Below are 17115 nucleotides of genomic sequence, written 5' to 3' on the forward strand. Positions count from 1 at the left end.
TATCGTTTTATTTCTTCGTCATGCCTTTAAACGCAAAAGCGATGTTGGCAGGCCGTTCGGCAAGCCTTCTCATAAAGTAACCGTACCAGTCGTCTCCGTAAGGAAGATACACGCGCATGTTGTAGCCTTCCTTCACCAGTTCCAGCTGAGTTTTGCTGCGCATCCCGTACAGCATTTGAAATTCGAAGCGGTCTTTGCCGATTTGATGCTCTTTCGCAATTTCTTTGGTGTAATCAATCATCTTGTCGTCATGAGTTGCGATGGCTGTGTAATGGCCGCTCAGCAGCTGCTTTTTAATGAGCTTTTTGTAATTCTCATCCACATCTTTTTTGTCAGGAAACGCCACTTGCGGCGATTCTTTATAAGCTCCCTTCACAAGACGGAAAAACGGATTATACGGATTAAGCTCCTCCAAATCCTGTTCGGTCCGGTACAAGTAAGCCTGCAGGACCGTGCTGACATACTCGTATTTCTGCCTGAACTCCTTAAAGAGGTCAAGCGTCTTTTGGCAGCGCACTTCATCTTCCATATCGATTGTGACCATCACTTTATGCTGTTCGGCACATTCCAGAATGCTGGTCATATTATCCCTGACAAGGTCAAGGTCAATATCAAGTCCCAGTGACGTCATCTTTAATGAAACATGTGAATTAAGCTGTTCCTGAGCAATCAGCTGAATGGCCCGAATGCATTCCTGCGTGCGCTCCCTTGCGACTTCCCTGCTGTCTACAAATTCGCCCAAATGATCAACTGTGACAGTCAATCCTTGTTCGTTCAGCTCCTTAATAATCGGAATTGAAGCTTCAAAATCTTTTCCTCCGATAATTTTTCCGGTCGCGACGGAACTCCCCCAATTTCTCGCCAGGCGATTCAGGATGCTGCTTTTAGATAAGAATAGGAAAAAGTCTCTTGTTATCACTTCCATTACTCACACCCCGCCATCTCATGAAATATTTCTTTATATTCTTAATTTTATAAGAGCTAAGGGCCGATTCACAATATTTCGAAAAAACAAAAAAGCTGACGATTTTTGTGGTTTTCCCACAATGTTTTACATCCGCTGGGATTTTTTCAGAAACTTTCTTCCTAAAACTTGGATGGTATACGACAATAGAATCAGGAAGAAACTTCGGTAAAGAACAGGATGCGTTTTCGGCGAACCCGTTTTTGCGAATGCCCTGTCTGCCGTTCCGCGCCGCTTTATTTGAAAACGCTTTCTGTTATACTCAACCATTTCCCTATGAATGCAAAGAAAAAACCCTTTAAGAATACTTAAAGGGAATATCATGTTATGCCCACACCTCGTCTAGCGTTTCTCTAAACAGCCGGTCAAGTTCCTGCGTCAGATCTTCATGATCCGTTTTATAGGCTTTGGCAACCGTCTGAAGCCGCTCCAATTCACGATCAATAAATGCGTGGAGGATGGGGTTTTGAGGTTCAAGATTGAACTCCTCCCCTCTCTTTTTCCTTTCAAGCAGCTGATGGATTTCCGTTTTCAGCGGTCCATCTTCCATAAGTTCGTCAAGCAAAACCTGAAATTCAATCGGAGGAACTGTCCGGCGGCTTTCGATCCACTGGCAAGCCAGAATTGGGCGGAGCACATAAAAATATTTTTTAATTTTCACCTCTTCCCGCTGCAGATAGTCGCGGAAATTCCCTGATGCCATATTGAGATAATGGTACATACAGGAGACTGGCGAAAAGGCGCGGCTTTTCAGCTGCCTCATGTTTTCTGTCAGCGAATAGGCTTCATAATAAACCGTTCCTGAAGAAAGCCATTCGAGAAGCGGAGGGTTTGATTTCCGGAACAGTCTTAACGCTTTTGTCAGCTCCCAGCCGCTGATATCGAGGGAATCGTCAATCGGCAGTTCAATTACATCGCGCTTTGCATCAATTGACAGATACCAGTCTTTTTGATGGACATAAATAAATCTGACGTCGTAATCACTGTCCTGTGACGGAAAGCCCCAGGCTCTGCTGCCCGATTCAACCGCATAGAGGATTTTAACGCCATATGTCGCTTCAATGTTTTTCAATTCTTCTTGAATTCGCTGTTTCATGATAAGTGCACCGCCAGTCTATCGTTTCTATTATTTACATTATAGTGTCCGATCCGGTAATAAGCGACTTTTTTGCGGCCGCAGGGGCAGAAAAAGTCTTTATCCATGGAAGTGCCGGCGGGGCGGATAACGTGATGCCCATCCCGATCCCCTATACCGTATCAAATGGACAAACGGTCAAACAAGACCGAAAGAGCCAATGATCAGACAAATCATTGGCTCTTTGCTTATTCCAGTATATTGACACAGCGATAGAAACAGCTTAATTAAACGTTTGTTTAAGACCGGCCAAGCCCCAGTATCTCCACAATATAGTCGGCCGTTTCCTCGGCAGACCGGTTATCTGTTTCCACTTTCAAGTTGTGAAATGCATAGATGCTCTTTCTCTCGTTGAACAGCTGTTTCATTTCTTCGATTGAACGGTTATGAAGAACCGGCCTGTTCTCAATCAGGAGATCCATTCGCTGCTGCCAACTCTCCCATGTTAAATCAAGAAAGATGACGAAGCAGTGTTCGAGGCACTTCTTTCTGATGTCTTCCTGTTGGAAAGCGCCGCCCCCTAAAGATACGATGCTGCCCATTGTATGTTCGCACATCTGAACAATATATTCTTTTTCAGTCTGTCTGAAAAACGCTTCCCCTTTTTGCTGAAACATCTCCGGAATGGTCATTTGAAAATCTTTTTCGATCTGCTGGTCGATATCGATAAAGTCGCGGCCTAATTTCTTTGACAGAAGCTGACCGATGGTTGTTTTCCCGACACCCATAAACCCGATCAGCACGATATTCTTATCTCTCATTTCGGCATTCATTTCCAGCTTCTCCTCTCCTTGCATAAAGGAATCAAATATCTTAAGTATATGACAAATCCAGCTGGAATGGTATAGGGTGCCTGTTAATAAAAAAAGAGGCTGAAGTCAGCCTCTTTTTTGCTATTTCCACCAGTCGTCAAACATTGAAGCAGGGACTTGGCGTTTGTGCTCGGATGCCTTATAGCGTTTTTCGATAGCCTCAGCCACCTCGCTGGAGACGGCTTTTCCTTCAAGGTAGTCATCGATGTTATCATACGTCAGGCCGAGCTCTGTTTCATCGGATTGCTGAGGTTTTTCATCAAGCAAATCGGCGGTCGGAGACTTCGTATAAAGCCGCTCCGGCGCTCCCAGCTCTTCCAGCAGGCTTCTGCCTTGGCGCTTTGTCAATCCTGTCAGCGGCAAAAGGTCTGCGCCTCCGTCTCCGTATTTTGTGAAGAATCCGGTAACAGCTTCTGCAGCATGGTCTGTTCCGATCACCAGCAGCTGATTTTGACCCCCGATCGCATATTGGGCAATCATCCGGACTCTTGCTTTTACATTGCCTTTATGAAAATCGGCAAGCGCCTCTCCTGTGACTGACTGATATTGAGCAGTAAATGAGCCTACAGTTGAAGCAATGTCAAAAGCGAAAGACTTGTCCGGCTGGATAAATTTCAGCGCCAGCTGGGCGTCATCTTCATCCTGCTGAACACCGTAAGGCAAGCGGACCGCAATAAATTCCGCCTGAACGCCTTCTTCCCTCAATTCTTCAACAGCCAGCTGGGCAAGCCTGCCCGCCAATGTGGAGTCCTGTCCTCCGCTGATGCCTAAAACAAAGCCTTTGGCACCCGTTTTTTTCAAATAGCTTTTTAGAAAACCGACCCTTTTTTCAATTTCCTGTTTCGGTTCGATAGAAGGCTTTACATTCAGTTCCTGCATGATTTTTTCTTGTAAAGTCATCCGTCATTCCTCCTTTTAATGAACCGTAATGATTATGTCTTTAACTATAGCATATGTCTCATTTCAAAGTGAATATTGAGGTGCGCAAAGAACCTTTCCCCTTCGCGAATAAAAACAGTACCCCCTGGCAAAATAACAAGTAGATTAGAGGGGTTGAAATCATGAAACAACAAGCAAAAAAAGGAGATTTAAAATGGTGGCAGCTCTCCATGATCGGGGTCGGCTGCACAATTGGAACGGGGTTTTTTCTCGGCTCAAGCATCGCCATTAAGAAAAGCGGCTTTTCCGTATTGGCCGCCTTTCTTCTTGCTGCCCTTGGCACTTTTCTTGTCTTTCAGCAGCTGGCGAAATTAACGGCGGATCATCCTGTTGAAGGGTCTTTTTGTTCTTACGCCAGAGAGGCCTTCGGCAATTGGGCGGGGTTTAGCAATGGCTGGGTCTACTGGTCATCGGAAATGCTGATTATCGGGAGTCAGCTGACGGCGATCTCCCTGTTTACACGCCATTGGTTTAACCAGGTTCCACTGTGGGTGTTCGCCTCCATTTATGCGGTTCTCGGACTGATCGTCATTTTCACAGGGCGCAGCAGTTTTGAAAAAACGGAAAACATACTGGCCGTGTTGAAAACGGCGGCCATTTTAATGTTTATCATCATCGCTGTCTTGGCATTGTGCGGGCTACTGCCCGGAAAAACGCCTGACGCGCAGTTCCCTGACCGTGTTCACGAATTGTTCCCTTTCGGCTTTATGGGATTGTGGACGGGGTTGATTTACACATTTTACGCCTATGGAGGAATCGAAGTCATGGGTCTGATGGCGATTCACTTAAAAGACCCGAAAGATTCATCAAAATCAGGCAGCCTGATGCTCATAACCCTTGCTGTGATTTACATCGCATCGATCGGGCTGGCCATGCTCCTTGTCCCCCGCGGGGCATTTACCGAACAGAACAGCCCGTTTATTACGTCATTAAAAGACTTTCATCTCGATTTGATCATGGATATTTTCAACGGCATTTTTATTATCGCCGGTTTTTCAACGCTGACCGCTTCCTTGTTCGCCGTCACCACACTGATGGGAACAATGGCGAAAAACGGAGATGCTCCGGCCTGCTTTGCGAAAAAAGAAAAGGCGAAAGTATCGTGGCCGGCACTCGGCCTGACAGTGCTCGTTCTCGCTGCTTCCATCGTCCTGTCGCTGCTTTTGCCGAAGCAGCTTTATGAACACATGACGACGGCCGCCAGCTTAATGCTGCTCTATAACTGGATGTTCATCCTGTTTTCCAGCAAAAAGCTTACAAAACCGAAAATGAAAGGGAATGTCCAGATTGTCACAGCGCTCGTCCTGATTTTATTTGCCGTTTCGGGTACGTTATTTGAAAAAAACAGCAGGCCCGGTTTTTTTGTGAGCCTTCTGTTTCTTGCCGTTATTGCTGTTGTGACGATGCTGATGAAAAAAAGGTGGGCGCATCAGGAAGAGAAAAACGGGCAGACCTGATCAGCGCCCCGCCTTCAGCAGTTCGAGCATCCCTTGATAGCCGAAGTAACATCCGAAAACAATCAGGCTGATGCCCGCGAGCCAAGTCGTTGCCTGGATCATCCGCGGGCTTAAAAATGTTCTGAATGTCCCTGCAAGAAAAGACATGGCCAAGTCCCACAGAAAAAGTCCGATTAAAATGCCTGAACTGCAGATCAGCAGCTGGTATGATTCGTACGTCTCTACCGTTTTCGCCAAAATGCTACCGTAAATACCGAGCCAGAACATGATGCTTAACGGGTTTGAAAGGGAGATCACCAGCCCCGACAAGAAAGATTTGCGGTATGACCCTTTCTCTCCCGCACCTCTCATCAGCGATACTTCCTTCGCCTTGATCAGGCTTTCGATCCCCGTATAGGTTAAAACAAAAAAACCAAACAGCCATAAAAATGTTTTTAAAAATGGCGCTGTCAAAAATTGAGCGACGTAGATTAAAGCCATATATAAGACATCCGCCGTCACAGCGCCAAGTCCAAACAGCCATGCATGAAAGAATCCGCCTTTCATGCCCCTGTCGATCTGCGCCGCATTCACAGGGCCGACAGGTGCGGCCAATGACAAGCCCAAAAACACATAACTCAGGAAGATGTTTATCATATCTCGTCCCCCTTCCGCGGATAACTTGTACAATGTATTCAAAAAGAGGACATGATAGAACAAACAGCTAAAAAAGCCTTTTCCCGTATTGGGAAAAGGCTCTTCTTTATATGCCAAACTTCGAAAGCGCAAATGTCCAAATGCAAATGATGAAAAGCAGGACCAAGCTGTATTTAACGGTTTGGCTGAAAAGCTTTGATTCCTGCCCTGTCTCTTGAACCGCGGCTGTTGCAATCGCAATCGACTGCGGTGAGATCAGCTTGGCCATCACGCCTCCCGCAGTATTGGCAGCAAGCAGCAAGGACGAACTTGTCCCGATTTGCGCTCCGGTGACAGCTTGCAGGTGACCGAATAATGCATTGTTGCTGACGACTGAACCTGTGATAAACACGCCGATCCAGCCCAATACGGGACTGACGAACGGAAAAATATCTCCTGCTTTGGCGAGCGCCAGTCCGATGGTTGAACTCAATCCGGCATAATTGGCCAGATTTGCAAAGCCCATCACAAAGCAAATGGTCAGAATGGGAAGCCACAGTTCCTTGACCGTCTCTTTCAAACTGGAAAGTCCTCCGCGGAAACTAAGGTTTCGGCTCAGCACAATCGTGATGATCACGGCGATCAGTATCGCCGTACCCGTCGCTGAAATGAAGTCAAGCTTCATCACGGCATCAAGCGGTGCCGGTTCCGGGGCTATCGGCGGCGTTTTCAGCACTTCCCGGTGAAGAAAAGGCATGTTGAATAAAAGCGTCGATTGTTTCAGCCATCCGCCTTCCTGAAAAAGCCCTTTGAAACCAGGCAGGCTCCACACCGCAATGACAGCGGTCAAGATATAAAACGGAGACCAGGCTTTCATAATGTCTGCTGCATGATATTTTTCAGCGGGTTCATGTTCATTCCCGGTTTCTCTGTATATGTGACGCGGCTGCCATTTTTTCAAAAACAGCGCCAGCGCTCCCATGCTGATTAAAGCGGCCAAAATGTCTGCAAGCTCCGGCCCCAATGCAATCATCGTTAAAGTCTGCACCGCCGTATAGCTTCCGCTTAATACAAGGAGAGCCGGCAGCGTTTCCCTTATTCCTTTAAACCCGTCCAGTATGAAAACGAGCAGGAACGGGACAAAGAAAGTGATGAACGGCAGCATCAAAGCGAGCGTTCTGGAAAGCTCAACCGGTGTCAAGCCTCCCATCTGCGCTCCTGTGATGACCGGAATTCCGATCGCTCCAAAGGCGCCGGATGCCGCATTCGCAATTAAACATAGGGATGCTGCTTTCAAAGGTTTAAAACCAAGCTCGACAAGAAGAACGGCGCTGATCGCAATCGGCACGCCGAAGCCTGCCGCGCCTTCCAAAAAGGCGTTAAAACTGAACCCGATCAGCAATAGCTGAAGCCGCTGGTCAGACGAAATCCCGGCAATGCTCGCTCTGATCACTTTAAACTTTCCGGTTTTGACAGAAATTTTGTAAAGCCATACAGCCATCAGGACAATATATCCGATCGGCCAAAGGCCGTTTGCAATTCCAAGTAAAACGGCGGAGACAGCTTTCGCAGCCGGCATGTGAAAAAAGAACACCGCTACAATAAAGCTGACCGCCAGCGTCAAAAATGACGCGATGATTCCTTTCATCTTCAGCACGGTCAATGCAAGGAGAAAGAAAAGAATCGGCAGAATGGCGGCAAAAGCGCTGATAAACAGATTCCCAAACGGATCGTATATCTGTTGCCACATTTTCATCATCTCGCAATCTTCATGATGTTAGTATCTTCATGATGTTCAGTTACGCCTGCAGTTCAAAATGCGGTTTTAAAATTGCTTTTAACACACCTGCGCTATGCTTGAATTGCTGTTTTTCCTTTTCATTCAGGTCGAGCTCAATAATTTCCCTCGCTCCGCATCGGCCGACAACCGCCGGAACTCCGATATAAACATCATTTTCCCCAAATTCGCCTTCAAGATGTGCGCTCACGGTCAAAATCGCTTCTTCATTGCGGTAAATCGCTTTCGTGATACGCGCGAGGCTCATAGCAACTCCGTAGTATGTCGCACCTTTTTTCTCGATAATGTGGTAAGCGGCGTTTTTGACATTGTCAAACAGTTCATCAAGATCTTCCGCTTTGTATTTCTCATTTCTTTTCAGCAAGTCGCTGACGGGAACTCCGCCGATATTCGCGTGGCTCCACACAGGCAGCTCTGTATCTCCATGTTCACCAATGATGTAGCCGTGCGCATTGTGGGCAGCGACACCGAAATACTCGCTGAGCAAGTAACGGAAGCGGGCTGTATCAAGTGTTGTACCGCTTCCGATAACGCGTTCTTTCGGAAGTCCGCTGAATTTCCAAGTTGCGTAAGTCAAGATGTCGACCGGGTTTGTAGCGACAAGGAAGATGCCGTCAAAACCGCTGGCCATGACTTCTCCGATAATTCCTTTGAAAATTCTCAAGTTTTTTTCGACAAGATCCAGACGGGTTTCACCCGGCTTTTGGTTTGCTCCGGCGCATACGCAGACAATGTCGGCGTCTTTGCAGTCCTCATATGTGCCGTACCATGTTTTCACAGGATGCGGGGCAAATGCTTTACCGTGGTTTAAATCCATGACATCGCCCATTGCTTTGTCTTTATTTAAATCAATGATCACAAGTTCGTCTGTGATACCTTGGTTAATTAACGTAAATGCATAACTGCTTCCAACAAAACCCGCACCGATCAAAACTGTACGGTTGACTTTTTGGTTTCTCATGACTCATCATTCCTTTGCCGTTTGTTTTAAACTAAGTTGTTTGTGAAATTCTTCACATTAATATTGTGCAATACTTCACATACTTTTTCAAGTGATATACATTTTTATTTATGTCTATTTTGTGTCTCCACATATTTCTTCCTTAAATTTGTACATTTTCTGGTAAAAATATTCCTTACAGCTAAAGAAAAATTGGTAAACGTGCTGCAAAAGACTGTTTTATCTGCAAGTGCATCAGGCCCATTCCAATATATCTTTCCCCTTTTCAACAGTCATAACACCTCTAATCTTCAGCAACATTCAATCATCGCCGGGTATAATGCCATCCAAATTAACATTTTAAATATTCAATCTTTTAGTTTGTTAGTAAAGCTGACAAAAATACTGCCAACCCTATTCTATTTTGTCATGATAAATTCTAGAATCTATCGGATGGGGAGTGTTGCAATTGAAATTGGCGGATTTGAGGAAGAGCGGACACGCGCCTTCCTTGTTGTCATCTTTTTTATATTTTGATGTCAGCTTTATGATTTGGGTGTTGCTGGGGGCGCTTGGTGTTTATATTACGGCTGATTTTGATTTATCGCCTTCACAGGTCGGATTGATTGTCGCCATACCTACTTTGGCCGGATCGTTTTTCCGGATTGTGCTCGGCATTTTAACCGACCGTTTCGGACCGAAAAAAACGGCTATTGGCGGAATGCTGGTGACGATGATTCCGCTGATATGGGGGTGGCAGTTCGGTTCATCGGTCGCCGAGCTGTATATCATCGGAATTTTACTCGGTGTGGCAGGCGCAAGCTTTTCCGCATCCCTTCCTATGGCGAGCCGCTGGTATCCGCCGCACTTGCAAGGCCTTGCCATGGGGATCGCCGGAGCGGGAAACAGCGGAACACTGCTCGCTACGCTATTCGGTCCTCGCCTGGCGGAGCAAGTGGGGTGGAACGGCGTCATGGGATTGGCGCTGATTCCTCTGACACTCGTGTTATTCAGCTATTTCCTTATGGCAAAAGAACCTCCGAATCAGCCGGCGCCTAAACCGCTCAAAGACTATTTTGCTGTTTTCAAAGAAAGGGACACTTGGTATTTTTGCCTTCTCTACAGCGTGACATTCGGGGGTTTTGTCGGCTTGTCCAACTTTTTAAGCTACTTTTTTGCATCCCAGTATGCCGTTCCGGCGGTAAGAGCCGGCGAATTTGTCACAATCGTCGTTGCATCGGGAAGCTGCCTCCGCCCTGTCGGCGGTTTGATTGCCGATAAAGTCGGCGGCGTGCGTCTGCTGCAATTCCTCTTTATCGGGGTGGCTCTGTGCATGTTCTCAGTCAGTATGCTCCCGTCTCTTGGCGTTGTCACAGCCGCATTATTTATCGGCATGGGCTGCCTCGGGATGGGGAACGGCGCGATATTCCAGCTTGTACCGCAGCGATTTCAGCAAGAGATCGGGATGGTAACGGGGGTCGTGGGCGCTGCGGGGGGAATTGGCGGATTCTTCCTCCCGAATATTCTCGGAACGCTGAAGCAAATCACGGGTACGTATTCAAGCGGATTCCTCACCTTTACCGTTATCGCATTTTTGGCACTCGGACTGCTTTTGCTTGCTCAGGCCGGATGGAAAAAACAGTGGAAAACCGAGGAGAAATCAATTCGAATATAAAGGAAGCCGCTCGATTCTTTTCGGGCGGTTTTCTATTCGGCAAAGTTTGTTTGATCCTTTGGTTATCCTGCCCGGACCGTGACTCATGTGAAAAGTCACCCTGATCCTCCTGAATGATGAGATGGAGATTCAAGCGCTTTTTCCGCGAATTCCAGTATCCCGCTATCGAGCGGATAAAGCCCGTTTGGCTCTTCAGATTTGCGAACCTCCCAAAATCGATCGGCTAAGTCCTCATGTCCCTTAAATGAATGATCAGACAGGCACATGATATCCTCCGCAATTTGCTTTCCCCATTCAGACTCAGGCGGCACCTCTTCTTTTAAGCACAGCTTAATCCGCTTGATGATGGAGAGCCATTGCTTTGTGATAAAATCGTCATTTTCCGCCTTCGGAAGCCTCTCTGCTAAAATCTCAGCCTCCTCTTCAGAGAACGATTCCTTCCATGGTTTATCCCGGGGCTGCCTGACGAGCTTGAGAAGGTCTTCCCAGCTCAAGCTTCCTTCGATTTGATACATGTTCAGCAAAGTATTTGTATGCTGCAGGCTCTTCGTCAGCTGTTCAATCTCCGAGTTCAGGCGCCTTTTATGCATTTTAATGATATTGATGGTATCCAATTGATACCTTAACGTCTTGATATGCTCCAATGAAAATTGAGCAGATTTCAAGATCAAAATTTTTTCGAGTTCTAACATATCTTCCTTCGAATATTGCCTTCGCCCATTTGACAGTGTCGTGCTCGGTTTTAATAAACCGATTTGATCGTAGTAGCGGAGCGTCCTTACGGATATCCCCATCATCTTCGCCACCCGCCCGGTTGTCAGTTCTTCTTTCACCATATCTCCCTCCCAAAATATCGCTTGAAGATTACGTTACGTCACGATTTAAAATGATTTTATCTTAAAAACAGGAGGGTTTTGTGATGGAATGGAAAAATCCTTGGAACAAAAAGCAGCTGGTCTGCTTGCTTTTAATCGCATTTGCAGCTGTTCCGATTTTCATTGAGTATCTATTAAAAAACGCTTTGGATTTGCTTTTGGGCGAAGGCATGCCTTCAGCCATGTTGATGGGTATTGCAATGGCGGCCGCTTTTATTTTAAGCCTGTACGATATCGCCTTAAAGCCTGACCGCCTGTCCTGGCGGGAAATCGGAATCTCCCGGTTCGCCCCTGCATACTGGATTCAAATAGCGGGATGGACGGTTTTTTTAATTGTGATGACGTCTGCCATTATGGAAATCCTGACTTGGTTCGGCGCAGGCTACGAAAATACAAAAACAAAAACGATTACTGCCGATCTTTCATGGTTGAACATTGCCATGTCTTTCGCTTCTGCCTGCATCGTTTCTCCCATCTATGAAGAAATGTTTTACCGCGGCTTTCTTTACCGCTGGTTCCGGGCTGAATTCGGGGTTGTATGGGCACTTGTTGCAAGCAGCGCTCTCTTTATGATCGCTCACATCCCCACATATAACACCCTGGCCGTTAACTTTGCAACAGGGCTTGTGTTTGCCTGGACATACGAAAAAACACAATCGATTATACCTGCGATGCTCATCCATAGTTTATTTAACGCGATTTTGCTGTTTTTCACAATTTTACTCACATAATATTGTTCAAAAAAGATTCGTCAAATTCGAATACCAGATATTCACCCATATCATGTTGTCCGTATAAAGCAGGATGCCGATGACGATCATCAGCGCGCCGCCGATTTTCATGAGCATATTCGAATATTTCATAAGCGGCCTGATGTTTCCGATAAAAAACGCCATGAGTAAAAAAGGAATGGCAAAACCTAGAGAATATGCGGTGATCATCATGAATGCGCTCCCAAAATCAGGGTTCTGAAAATTTGCATATGCGATCGTTCCGAATATAGGTCCGATGCATGGCGTCCAGCCCGCCGCAAAAATCATTCCGACAAGCATTGAATTCAACAAGCCTATTTTTCCTCTTCTAAACGAAAGGCGCCGCTCCTTCATCATGAAAGCCGGCCGGAAAACGCCGAGGAGGAACAGGCCCATGACGACGACAAATATTCCGCCCAGCATGCGGATCAAGTTATGGTATTGCAAAAACAGCAGGCCAAACGAGCTGGCGGAGAAACCCAATATGTAAAAAATCACAGAAAAACCGGCCAAAAAAGCCGCCGCGTGAATCATCACCGATTGTTTGATGCGCTTTGCATTTCGGTCTTTCAAATCGCTGACCGAAATCCCGGTGATGTAGGAAATAAATGATGGATACAAAGGCAGGCAGCACGGAGAAATAAACGACAGGAAACCGCCGCCGAATGCCAGCCATAAAGCGGTCATACACTTCCATCCCCTTCATGTTTATATAATTTTTACCATGCAATTCTCTTTCTCTAGCATAACATAAAAAACCGCCTATCATGGCGGTGATTTTTTGTATATTTGAAGCCGTCGCCAGCTTATCTGGCGGACGGCTTCTTCACTATCCTTTTTAACCGTTTAAAGCGGCTTTTTTCATATTGTCCTGAAGTTCCAATATGCGTTTTGCCCCTTCTTCGCGCAGGCGTTTGTTCTCATCTTCAATCTGCTTCGTCTCCTGCATGCCTTTGACAATTGTATTCCAAGACTGTTCGATCGTTTCAATATCGATGCTCGGCCTTCCGGACATTCTCGCGATTTCAACGGACTGGCTCGAAATATTTTCCGCGTTCCGCTTCAGCATTTCGTTAGTGCGGCGGTCGAGTTCGCTCATTGAATCGGCGACAAGCTTTTGGCGCTTGGCGGTAACGGCCTGGATGATGCCATTTTTGAAAATCGGAATCGTAATGATGAATGCCGAGTTGATTTTTCCGATCAGCTTTGTGTTTCCGCGCTGGAGCAGGCGGATTTGCGGCGCGGTTTGAATCGCGACCATCCGCGCCATATCGAGATCATACACCCGTTCTTCCAGCGCTTGAATGCCGTTTCGAAGCGTATCAAGCTCCATCTGCGCCATTTGGTTACCGCTGGCCGCTTTCGCTTCATATTCAGGGATGAGCTGCTGCAATTCTTCTATTTTCATCTGGCCGGCTACGACGTATTTCTCCAGCTCCACATAGTAATTGAGGTTGCTTTCATACATTTCATCAAGCGTCACGGTCGATTTTGTCATTTCATCTTTATATTTCGAAATTTCGACGTTGATTTTTTCGATTTCACCGCCGAGCGTTTGATATTTTTTGAATATTTTCTCGATCATGCTGTTGCCGCGCTTAAATAACTTGGAAAGCAGGCCTTTCTGTTCTTCAAAGTCATTCTTGTCAAAGCGGTCCATGATTTTTCCGAGCTGCGTCAACATCGCACCTGAATCTGTCACACTGTTCGTTCTCATCATAGAGAGAATGCGGTCTGAGAACTTGGATATTTCAAGAGCGGGCTCTTTTCCGAATTCTAAAAGCTCCACTTGGTTTTTTACGTCAATTTGCCGAGTCAGAGCTTGCACATCGGGCTCCCGGCGGAGTTTGGCACGGATGTCTTCCGCTTTTTCAATCGTGATCTCTTCCTCTTTGCTGATATTGATGATGCTTGTTTCATTTGGATTTGCCATCAGAGTGGCTCCCTCCTTAAAAGATTTTATTGATGAACTTCCGGACGATTGACGGCTCTTTAAACTCCTGGTTGAAGGACATGTCATCAAGCCAATGGGTATCGAAATGCTGTCCGTCGATATAGCGGTCAATACACTTATAGCCCGGCGGATTATAGATGATGATGTCGATGCCGATTTCATTTAACAAAAGCAAGGCGGCCGCGTCTGAACGGGTGAGTGTTCCCGTCTGTTCAGTGTGATACAAGATCAGCTTCGGCACTGTCTGTGAATAGTCAAATGTCTGAATCATATTCAAAAGCGCTGCCGGAAGCTGTACCGCCTGGGTAAACAAATACAGCTGCACATCGGCTGATTTTTCATTGTTCAAGGCCAGCATCTTCGGGCTTTTGCACAGCCTGGAAACCGCTTGGGCAATGCCGCGCTGCACTCCCTCAGGCAAATGCTTGTAGCGCCATATATTGCTCTCCATCAAACGGTCCGGATCGATCATCCCCGTTTGATCAAGCGCATGGCTGTAATGGAATTGATAATTGGACGTCTCTTCCTTTGTAAATGGGAAGCTCCGGATCGTATGCGACTCCTTATACTCCGTCAGCGTCTGCAGACGGTCCCAGTACTCTTTTTCATTGCTGGAGACGCCCATGACCATCGCGAATAAGTTCGGAATGTTGACCGTTGATTGAGACGCTTGAAAATCGGGTCTGATAAAGGCGCGTTCCTTCGCAATTAAAAACAGTTCATCATACGTGGTCTTCAAAGTCACGGAGACCGGCGTATGCTCCCTGAACTGCCAAGGTTTGTACATGAGCGAATCCTCATTGTGCAGAACTGTATCCAGCTCCTTCGCAGAACGGTACGCCACCGTTGATTTTCGCTGAGGCTTTTCCGTCGGGAACGGCTCTAATGCAGACGTGCCCGGGTATGTGAAGACAAAAGAAAGCTTTTGCTCGGGATCAAGCTGGCGAAATTCGTCTTTTCCCTCCGGATGAAACAGCAGCACATCACATCCAACAAGCATCAAATAGTATAAAAAATACCGTTGGCTTTTTGTGGTGTCCCCATACCAAACCACTTTCGGCATCACATTTTCGCAGTCGGCTTCTTTCAGCCACTTCTCCAAATGATTGCCCATCCATTTGACAAGGTCGAGGAGGACCCGGCGAAAATCCGGATCGTTCAATCCTTTTTCATGAAAGGACTGAAACATCTGCAGCACTTCGATAAGTGCCTTCCTTAAATGGCGGTGCATAGCGGCGTCAGGGTGCTTAGGAATGAGCTGCTCCCCGTCGAGAAAAGCGGCAAACCGATTGACGGAAAGCCCATTTTCTTTCTGATTGACCATATGGATGCGCTGTATGGCCTGAAACCTTTCCGGAGAAATGGTCTTATCAAGCGTCTCGCTTAACACATGCACATCACCGGACTCATACAGCTCATGGAGATATATGTAGTAATCCGTTTCATCGTGCGGCGTTCCGAGAATCCGTCCCGCCAGACGGCTTATCGTCAGATGTCCGTTTTTTTCATACGGGGTTCTCTCCGGCAGCGGCTTCTTGATGATCTGCTTCCATTCATCATCATTGACCAGGGCGTTTTGAATATTAATCTCTTGATTCATAGCGCTCAGCCGTCTCCCCTTTCTTCTGAGTCAGTGTCACTTTTCCGTCCAAATACGGCACACATGCCCGCTCTTGTTACGGCATAGGTTGTCCCGAACTTTCGGATTGTTCCTGCAGGAAAATCATGCGCTCTCTTTCGGAGCGTAGACGATTCAATCCCCCACTCTTCACAAGCCTGCTGAGAACTGAGAATCTCGCTGCTCGTGAGATCGACTATTTTCATCATGGCTGTTCATCCTAAACATTCATTTGTTTTCTCCTGAGAATATTCACAATATATGATGCCGTCTGCGGCTCTTATTTTTGAGACCGGAGTGCCGGCCCGGCCTAACTTCCGAACGATCCAAGATTTGAAAGCGGTTTGGACGCTCTCAGTATGTCTGTATAGCTGCGGTTTTCATGATATACACCGTAGATTTCAGCCTTTAATAATATTTTTTTGGCCCAACTGAGGTACGGCTTGATTTCGATCATTTTATTTGAAAAAGAGCTTTTCACAACGCCCCGGGTGCCGTCGGCACTTTCGACGATGCTCAGGGCATCCAGATAATCTTCCATTGATATAACGTGCAGGCTTTGGACCGCTTTTATTTGTGACGGATGAATCACGCTCTTGCCGTGAATGCCGTTGGCCAGATCAAGAAGCGTTTCATTGATCAATCCGTCTATATACCGATTGATCACAAGCGAAGATTCTCCCGCATCAGCCCAATTCGGCCCAAAAGTCTGAACCGTTCGCGAAGCATCTTCAAAGTACTCCCAGACAGGCCCCGAAATCACGAATTGCAAGCCGAAATAATTGACGATATCTTTGATGAAATCAGAGATGACCAAAACGTCATAAATCGGCGTTTCCGGTTTTCTTCTTATCCCGTACAGACCGCACAAATCAGTCGCGCCGATCCTGATATTCAGAACGATATCTTGATAAAAGCCCAGCGTTGATTTTAATTCCTGCAGCGCCTTTGCCCTCGTTTCCATTGCCAGCAGGTCAGGTGTCTCAAAGATCGGCATTCCGTACAGCACAATGCCGGATTCTTGCGACAATTTCGTTAAAGTATCAAGATAGTGCTCCGCATTCAGCATCGAAAACTTCGGAAATACGAATCCGGTAAACAAGTGAAGCGCGCGGCCGAGCTTGTTGCCCAATTCGAGCATTTGCTCCGGTTCCCGCACCCGGATAAACATCAGCGGCAGCCTATCGCCGCTGATGTTCTGCAGTTTTTGCGCCTGGTAAATCATGTCGGCCTGACTGACAAGATTGTTTTCAGCCTGGAGAACCTCACAATCGCCGATCGAATCTTCAAGGCAAAAAACGACCGAGCACAGCTCAGGATACTTGTTATTGATCATGACATCTGCTATATCTTTTCGGTTCCCCGGAACATAAAGCGCAGCTCCAAGCGCATGCTCCAGAATGTGCTTCGGAGAGTCTTTTGTAACCGAACCCGGCAGTTTGAAAAAGACATCTTCTTTTTGAGAGGCGGATAAAAAATCAAAGTATTGCATATGGGTCACCTTCTTTGAATAAGAATCATACACCCCTTTGATGTAAAAAAGGGCGGAGCAGATATACTCCCCCCCTTTATGTTTTGCAG

The 17115-nt window shown here is 46.6% G+C and carries 15 protein-coding genes and 1 pseudogene; 3 read left to right on the forward strand and 13 right to left on the reverse strand.

Annotation, left to right across the window (positions count from 1 at the left end):
- Positions 1–7: 7 nt before the first annotated feature.
- From ACH97_RS05505 to nadE, 4 genes are all read right to left on the reverse strand, one after another.
- A complete protein-coding gene (locus tag ACH97_RS05505) occupies positions 8–919 on the reverse strand; it encodes a proline dehydrogenase family protein (protein WP_173636671.1) in 912 nt (303 codons plus the stop codon).
- A 370-nt stretch (positions 920–1289) separates the two neighbouring features.
- The gene (locus ACH97_RS05515; RefSeq protein WP_048350473.1) at positions 1290–2060 is read right to left on the reverse strand and encodes a nucleotidyltransferase domain-containing protein; all 771 of its coding nucleotides are present in this window, start codon (positions 2058–2060) and stop codon (positions 1290–1292) included.
- A gap of 278 nt (positions 2061–2338) precedes the next feature.
- Entirely contained in the window at positions 2339–2872 is a 534-nt protein-coding gene (locus tag ACH97_RS05520) for a shikimate kinase (protein ID WP_048350472.1), read from the reverse strand.
- A gap of 120 nt (positions 2873–2992) precedes the next feature.
- Positions 2993–3811: an ammonia-dependent NAD(+) synthetase gene (gene nadE, locus ACH97_RS05525; protein WP_048350471.1), complete on the reverse strand. Its 819-nt coding sequence runs from the start codon at positions 3809–3811 to the stop codon at positions 2993–2995.
- Positions 3812–3972: 161 nt separating this feature from the next.
- Between nadE and ACH97_RS05530 the strand changes: the two genes are divergently transcribed.
- Positions 3973–5307 (forward strand): amino acid permease, encoded by a 1335-nt coding sequence (locus tag ACH97_RS05530; protein ID WP_048350470.1) that lies wholly within the window; start codon positions 3973–3975, stop codon positions 5305–5307.
- On the opposite strand, the gene ACH97_RS05535 is transcribed toward ACH97_RS05530, so the two are convergent.
- The 3 genes from ACH97_RS05535 to ACH97_RS05545 all read right to left on the reverse strand — a co-directional run bounded on the left by ACH97_RS05535 (position 5308) and on the right by ACH97_RS05545 (position 8681).
- Positions 5308–5940: a LysE family translocator gene (locus ACH97_RS05535; RefSeq protein ID WP_048350477.1), complete on the reverse strand. Its 633-nt coding sequence runs from the start codon at positions 5938–5940 to the stop codon at positions 5308–5310.
- Between the two features lie 109 nt (positions 5941–6049).
- Positions 6050–7672 (reverse strand): L-lactate permease, encoded by a 1623-nt coding sequence (locus ACH97_RS05540; protein ID WP_048350476.1) that lies wholly within the window; start codon positions 7670–7672, stop codon positions 6050–6052.
- Between the two features lie 49 nt (positions 7673–7721).
- Positions 7722–8681, reverse strand: coding sequence for an L-lactate dehydrogenase (locus ACH97_RS05545; protein ID WP_048350469.1), 960 nt, complete (start codon positions 8679–8681; stop codon positions 7722–7724).
- A gap of 448 nt (positions 8682–9129) precedes the next feature.
- Between ACH97_RS05545 and ACH97_RS05550 the strand changes: the two genes are divergently transcribed.
- Complete coding sequence (locus tag ACH97_RS05550) at positions 9130–10335, forward strand: nitrate/nitrite transporter (protein ID WP_048350468.1); 1206 nt, start codon at positions 9130–9132, stop codon at positions 10333–10335.
- A 95-nt stretch (positions 10336–10430) separates the two neighbouring features.
- Here ACH97_RS05550 and ACH97_RS05555 read toward each other — a convergent pair whose 3' ends face one another.
- The gene (locus ACH97_RS05555) at positions 10431–11171 is read right to left on the reverse strand and encodes a MerR family transcriptional regulator (RefSeq protein WP_048350467.1); all 741 of its coding nucleotides are present in this window, start codon (positions 11169–11171) and stop codon (positions 10431–10433) included.
- Positions 11172–11254: 83 nt separating this feature from the next.
- Between ACH97_RS05555 and ACH97_RS05560 the strand changes: the two genes are divergently transcribed.
- Entirely contained in the window at positions 11255–11941 is a 687-nt protein-coding gene (locus ACH97_RS05560; RefSeq protein WP_048350466.1) for a CPBP family intramembrane glutamic endopeptidase, read from the forward strand.
- Positions 11942–11947: 6 nt separating this feature from the next.
- On the opposite strand, the gene ACH97_RS05565 is transcribed toward ACH97_RS05560, so the two are convergent.
- The 5 genes and pseudogenes from ACH97_RS05565 to ACH97_RS05585 all read right to left on the reverse strand — a co-directional run bounded on the left by ACH97_RS05565 (position 11948) and on the right by ACH97_RS05585 (position 17026).
- A complete protein-coding gene (locus ACH97_RS05565) occupies positions 11948–12649 on the reverse strand; it encodes a cytochrome c biogenesis CcdA family protein (RefSeq protein WP_057957821.1) in 702 nt (233 codons plus the stop codon).
- A gap of 151 nt (positions 12650–12800) precedes the next feature.
- On the reverse strand, positions 12801–13895 hold the full coding sequence (locus tag ACH97_RS05570; RefSeq protein WP_048350465.1) for a toxic anion resistance protein: 1095 nt from the start codon (positions 13893–13895) through the stop codon (positions 12801–12803).
- A gap of 16 nt (positions 13896–13911) precedes the next feature.
- Entirely contained in the window at positions 13912–15516 is a 1605-nt protein-coding gene (locus ACH97_RS05575; protein WP_057957822.1) for a YceG family protein, read from the reverse strand.
- A gap of 5 nt (positions 15517–15521) precedes the next feature.
- Positions 15522–15728: pseudogene (locus tag ACH97_RS05580) on the reverse strand (helix-turn-helix domain-containing protein); the annotation flags it as partial.
- A 116-nt stretch (positions 15729–15844) separates the two neighbouring features.
- Entirely contained in the window at positions 15845–17026 is a 1182-nt protein-coding gene (locus tag ACH97_RS05585) for an HpcH/HpaI aldolase/citrate lyase family protein (protein WP_048350141.1), read from the reverse strand.
- Positions 17027–17115: the final 89 nt, after the last annotated feature.

This window comes from Bacillus paralicheniformis (genome assembly GCF_001042485.2).
Lineage (GTDB): Bacteria > Bacillota > Bacilli > Bacillales > Bacillaceae > Bacillus > Bacillus paralicheniformis.

What these genes read in the sequence shown, in the direction of transcription:
- ACH97_RS05515 (WP_048350473.1), bottom strand. Translation starts at nt 2,060, where the DNA reads ATGAAACAGCGAATTCAAGAAGAATTGAAAAACATTGAAGCGACATAT.
- ACH97_RS05520 (WP_048350472.1), bottom strand. Translation starts at nt 2,872, where the DNA reads ATGAATGCCGAAATGAGAGATAAGAATATCGTGCTGATCGGGTTTATG.
- nadE (WP_048350471.1), bottom strand. Translation starts at nt 3,811, where the DNA reads ATGACTTTACAAGAAAAAATCATGCAGGAACTGAATGTAAAGCCTTCT.
- ACH97_RS05530 (WP_048350470.1), top strand. Translation starts at nt 3,973, where the DNA reads ATGAAACAACAAGCAAAAAAAGGAGATTTAAAATGGTGGCAGCTCTCC.
- ACH97_RS05540 (WP_048350476.1), bottom strand. Translation starts at nt 7,672, where the DNA reads ATGTGGCAACAGATATACGATCCGTTTGGGAATCTGTTTATCAGCGCT.
- ACH97_RS05545 (WP_048350469.1), bottom strand. Translation starts at nt 8,681, where the DNA reads ATGAGAAACCAAAAAGTCAACCGTACAGTTTTGATCGGTGCGGGTTTT.
- ACH97_RS05555 (WP_048350467.1), bottom strand. Translation starts at nt 11,171, where the DNA reads ATGGTGAAAGAAGAACTGACAACCGGGCGGGTGGCGAAGATGATGGGG.
- ACH97_RS05560 (WP_048350466.1), top strand. Translation starts at nt 11,255, where the DNA reads ATGGAATGGAAAAATCCTTGGAACAAAAAGCAGCTGGTCTGCTTGCTT.
- ACH97_RS05565 (WP_057957821.1), bottom strand. Translation starts at nt 12,649, where the DNA reads ATGACCGCTTTATGGCTGGCATTCGGCGGCGGTTTCCTGTCGTTTATT.
- ACH97_RS05570 (WP_048350465.1), bottom strand. Translation starts at nt 13,895, where the DNA reads ATGGCAAATCCAAATGAAACAAGCATCATCAATATCAGCAAAGAGGAA.
- ACH97_RS05575 (WP_057957822.1), bottom strand. Translation starts at nt 15,516, where the DNA reads ATGAATCAAGAGATTAATATTCAAAACGCCCTGGTCAATGATGATGAA.
- ACH97_RS05585 (WP_048350141.1), bottom strand. Translation starts at nt 17,026, where the DNA reads ATGCAATACTTTGATTTTTTATCCGCCTCTCAAAAAGAAGATGTCTTT.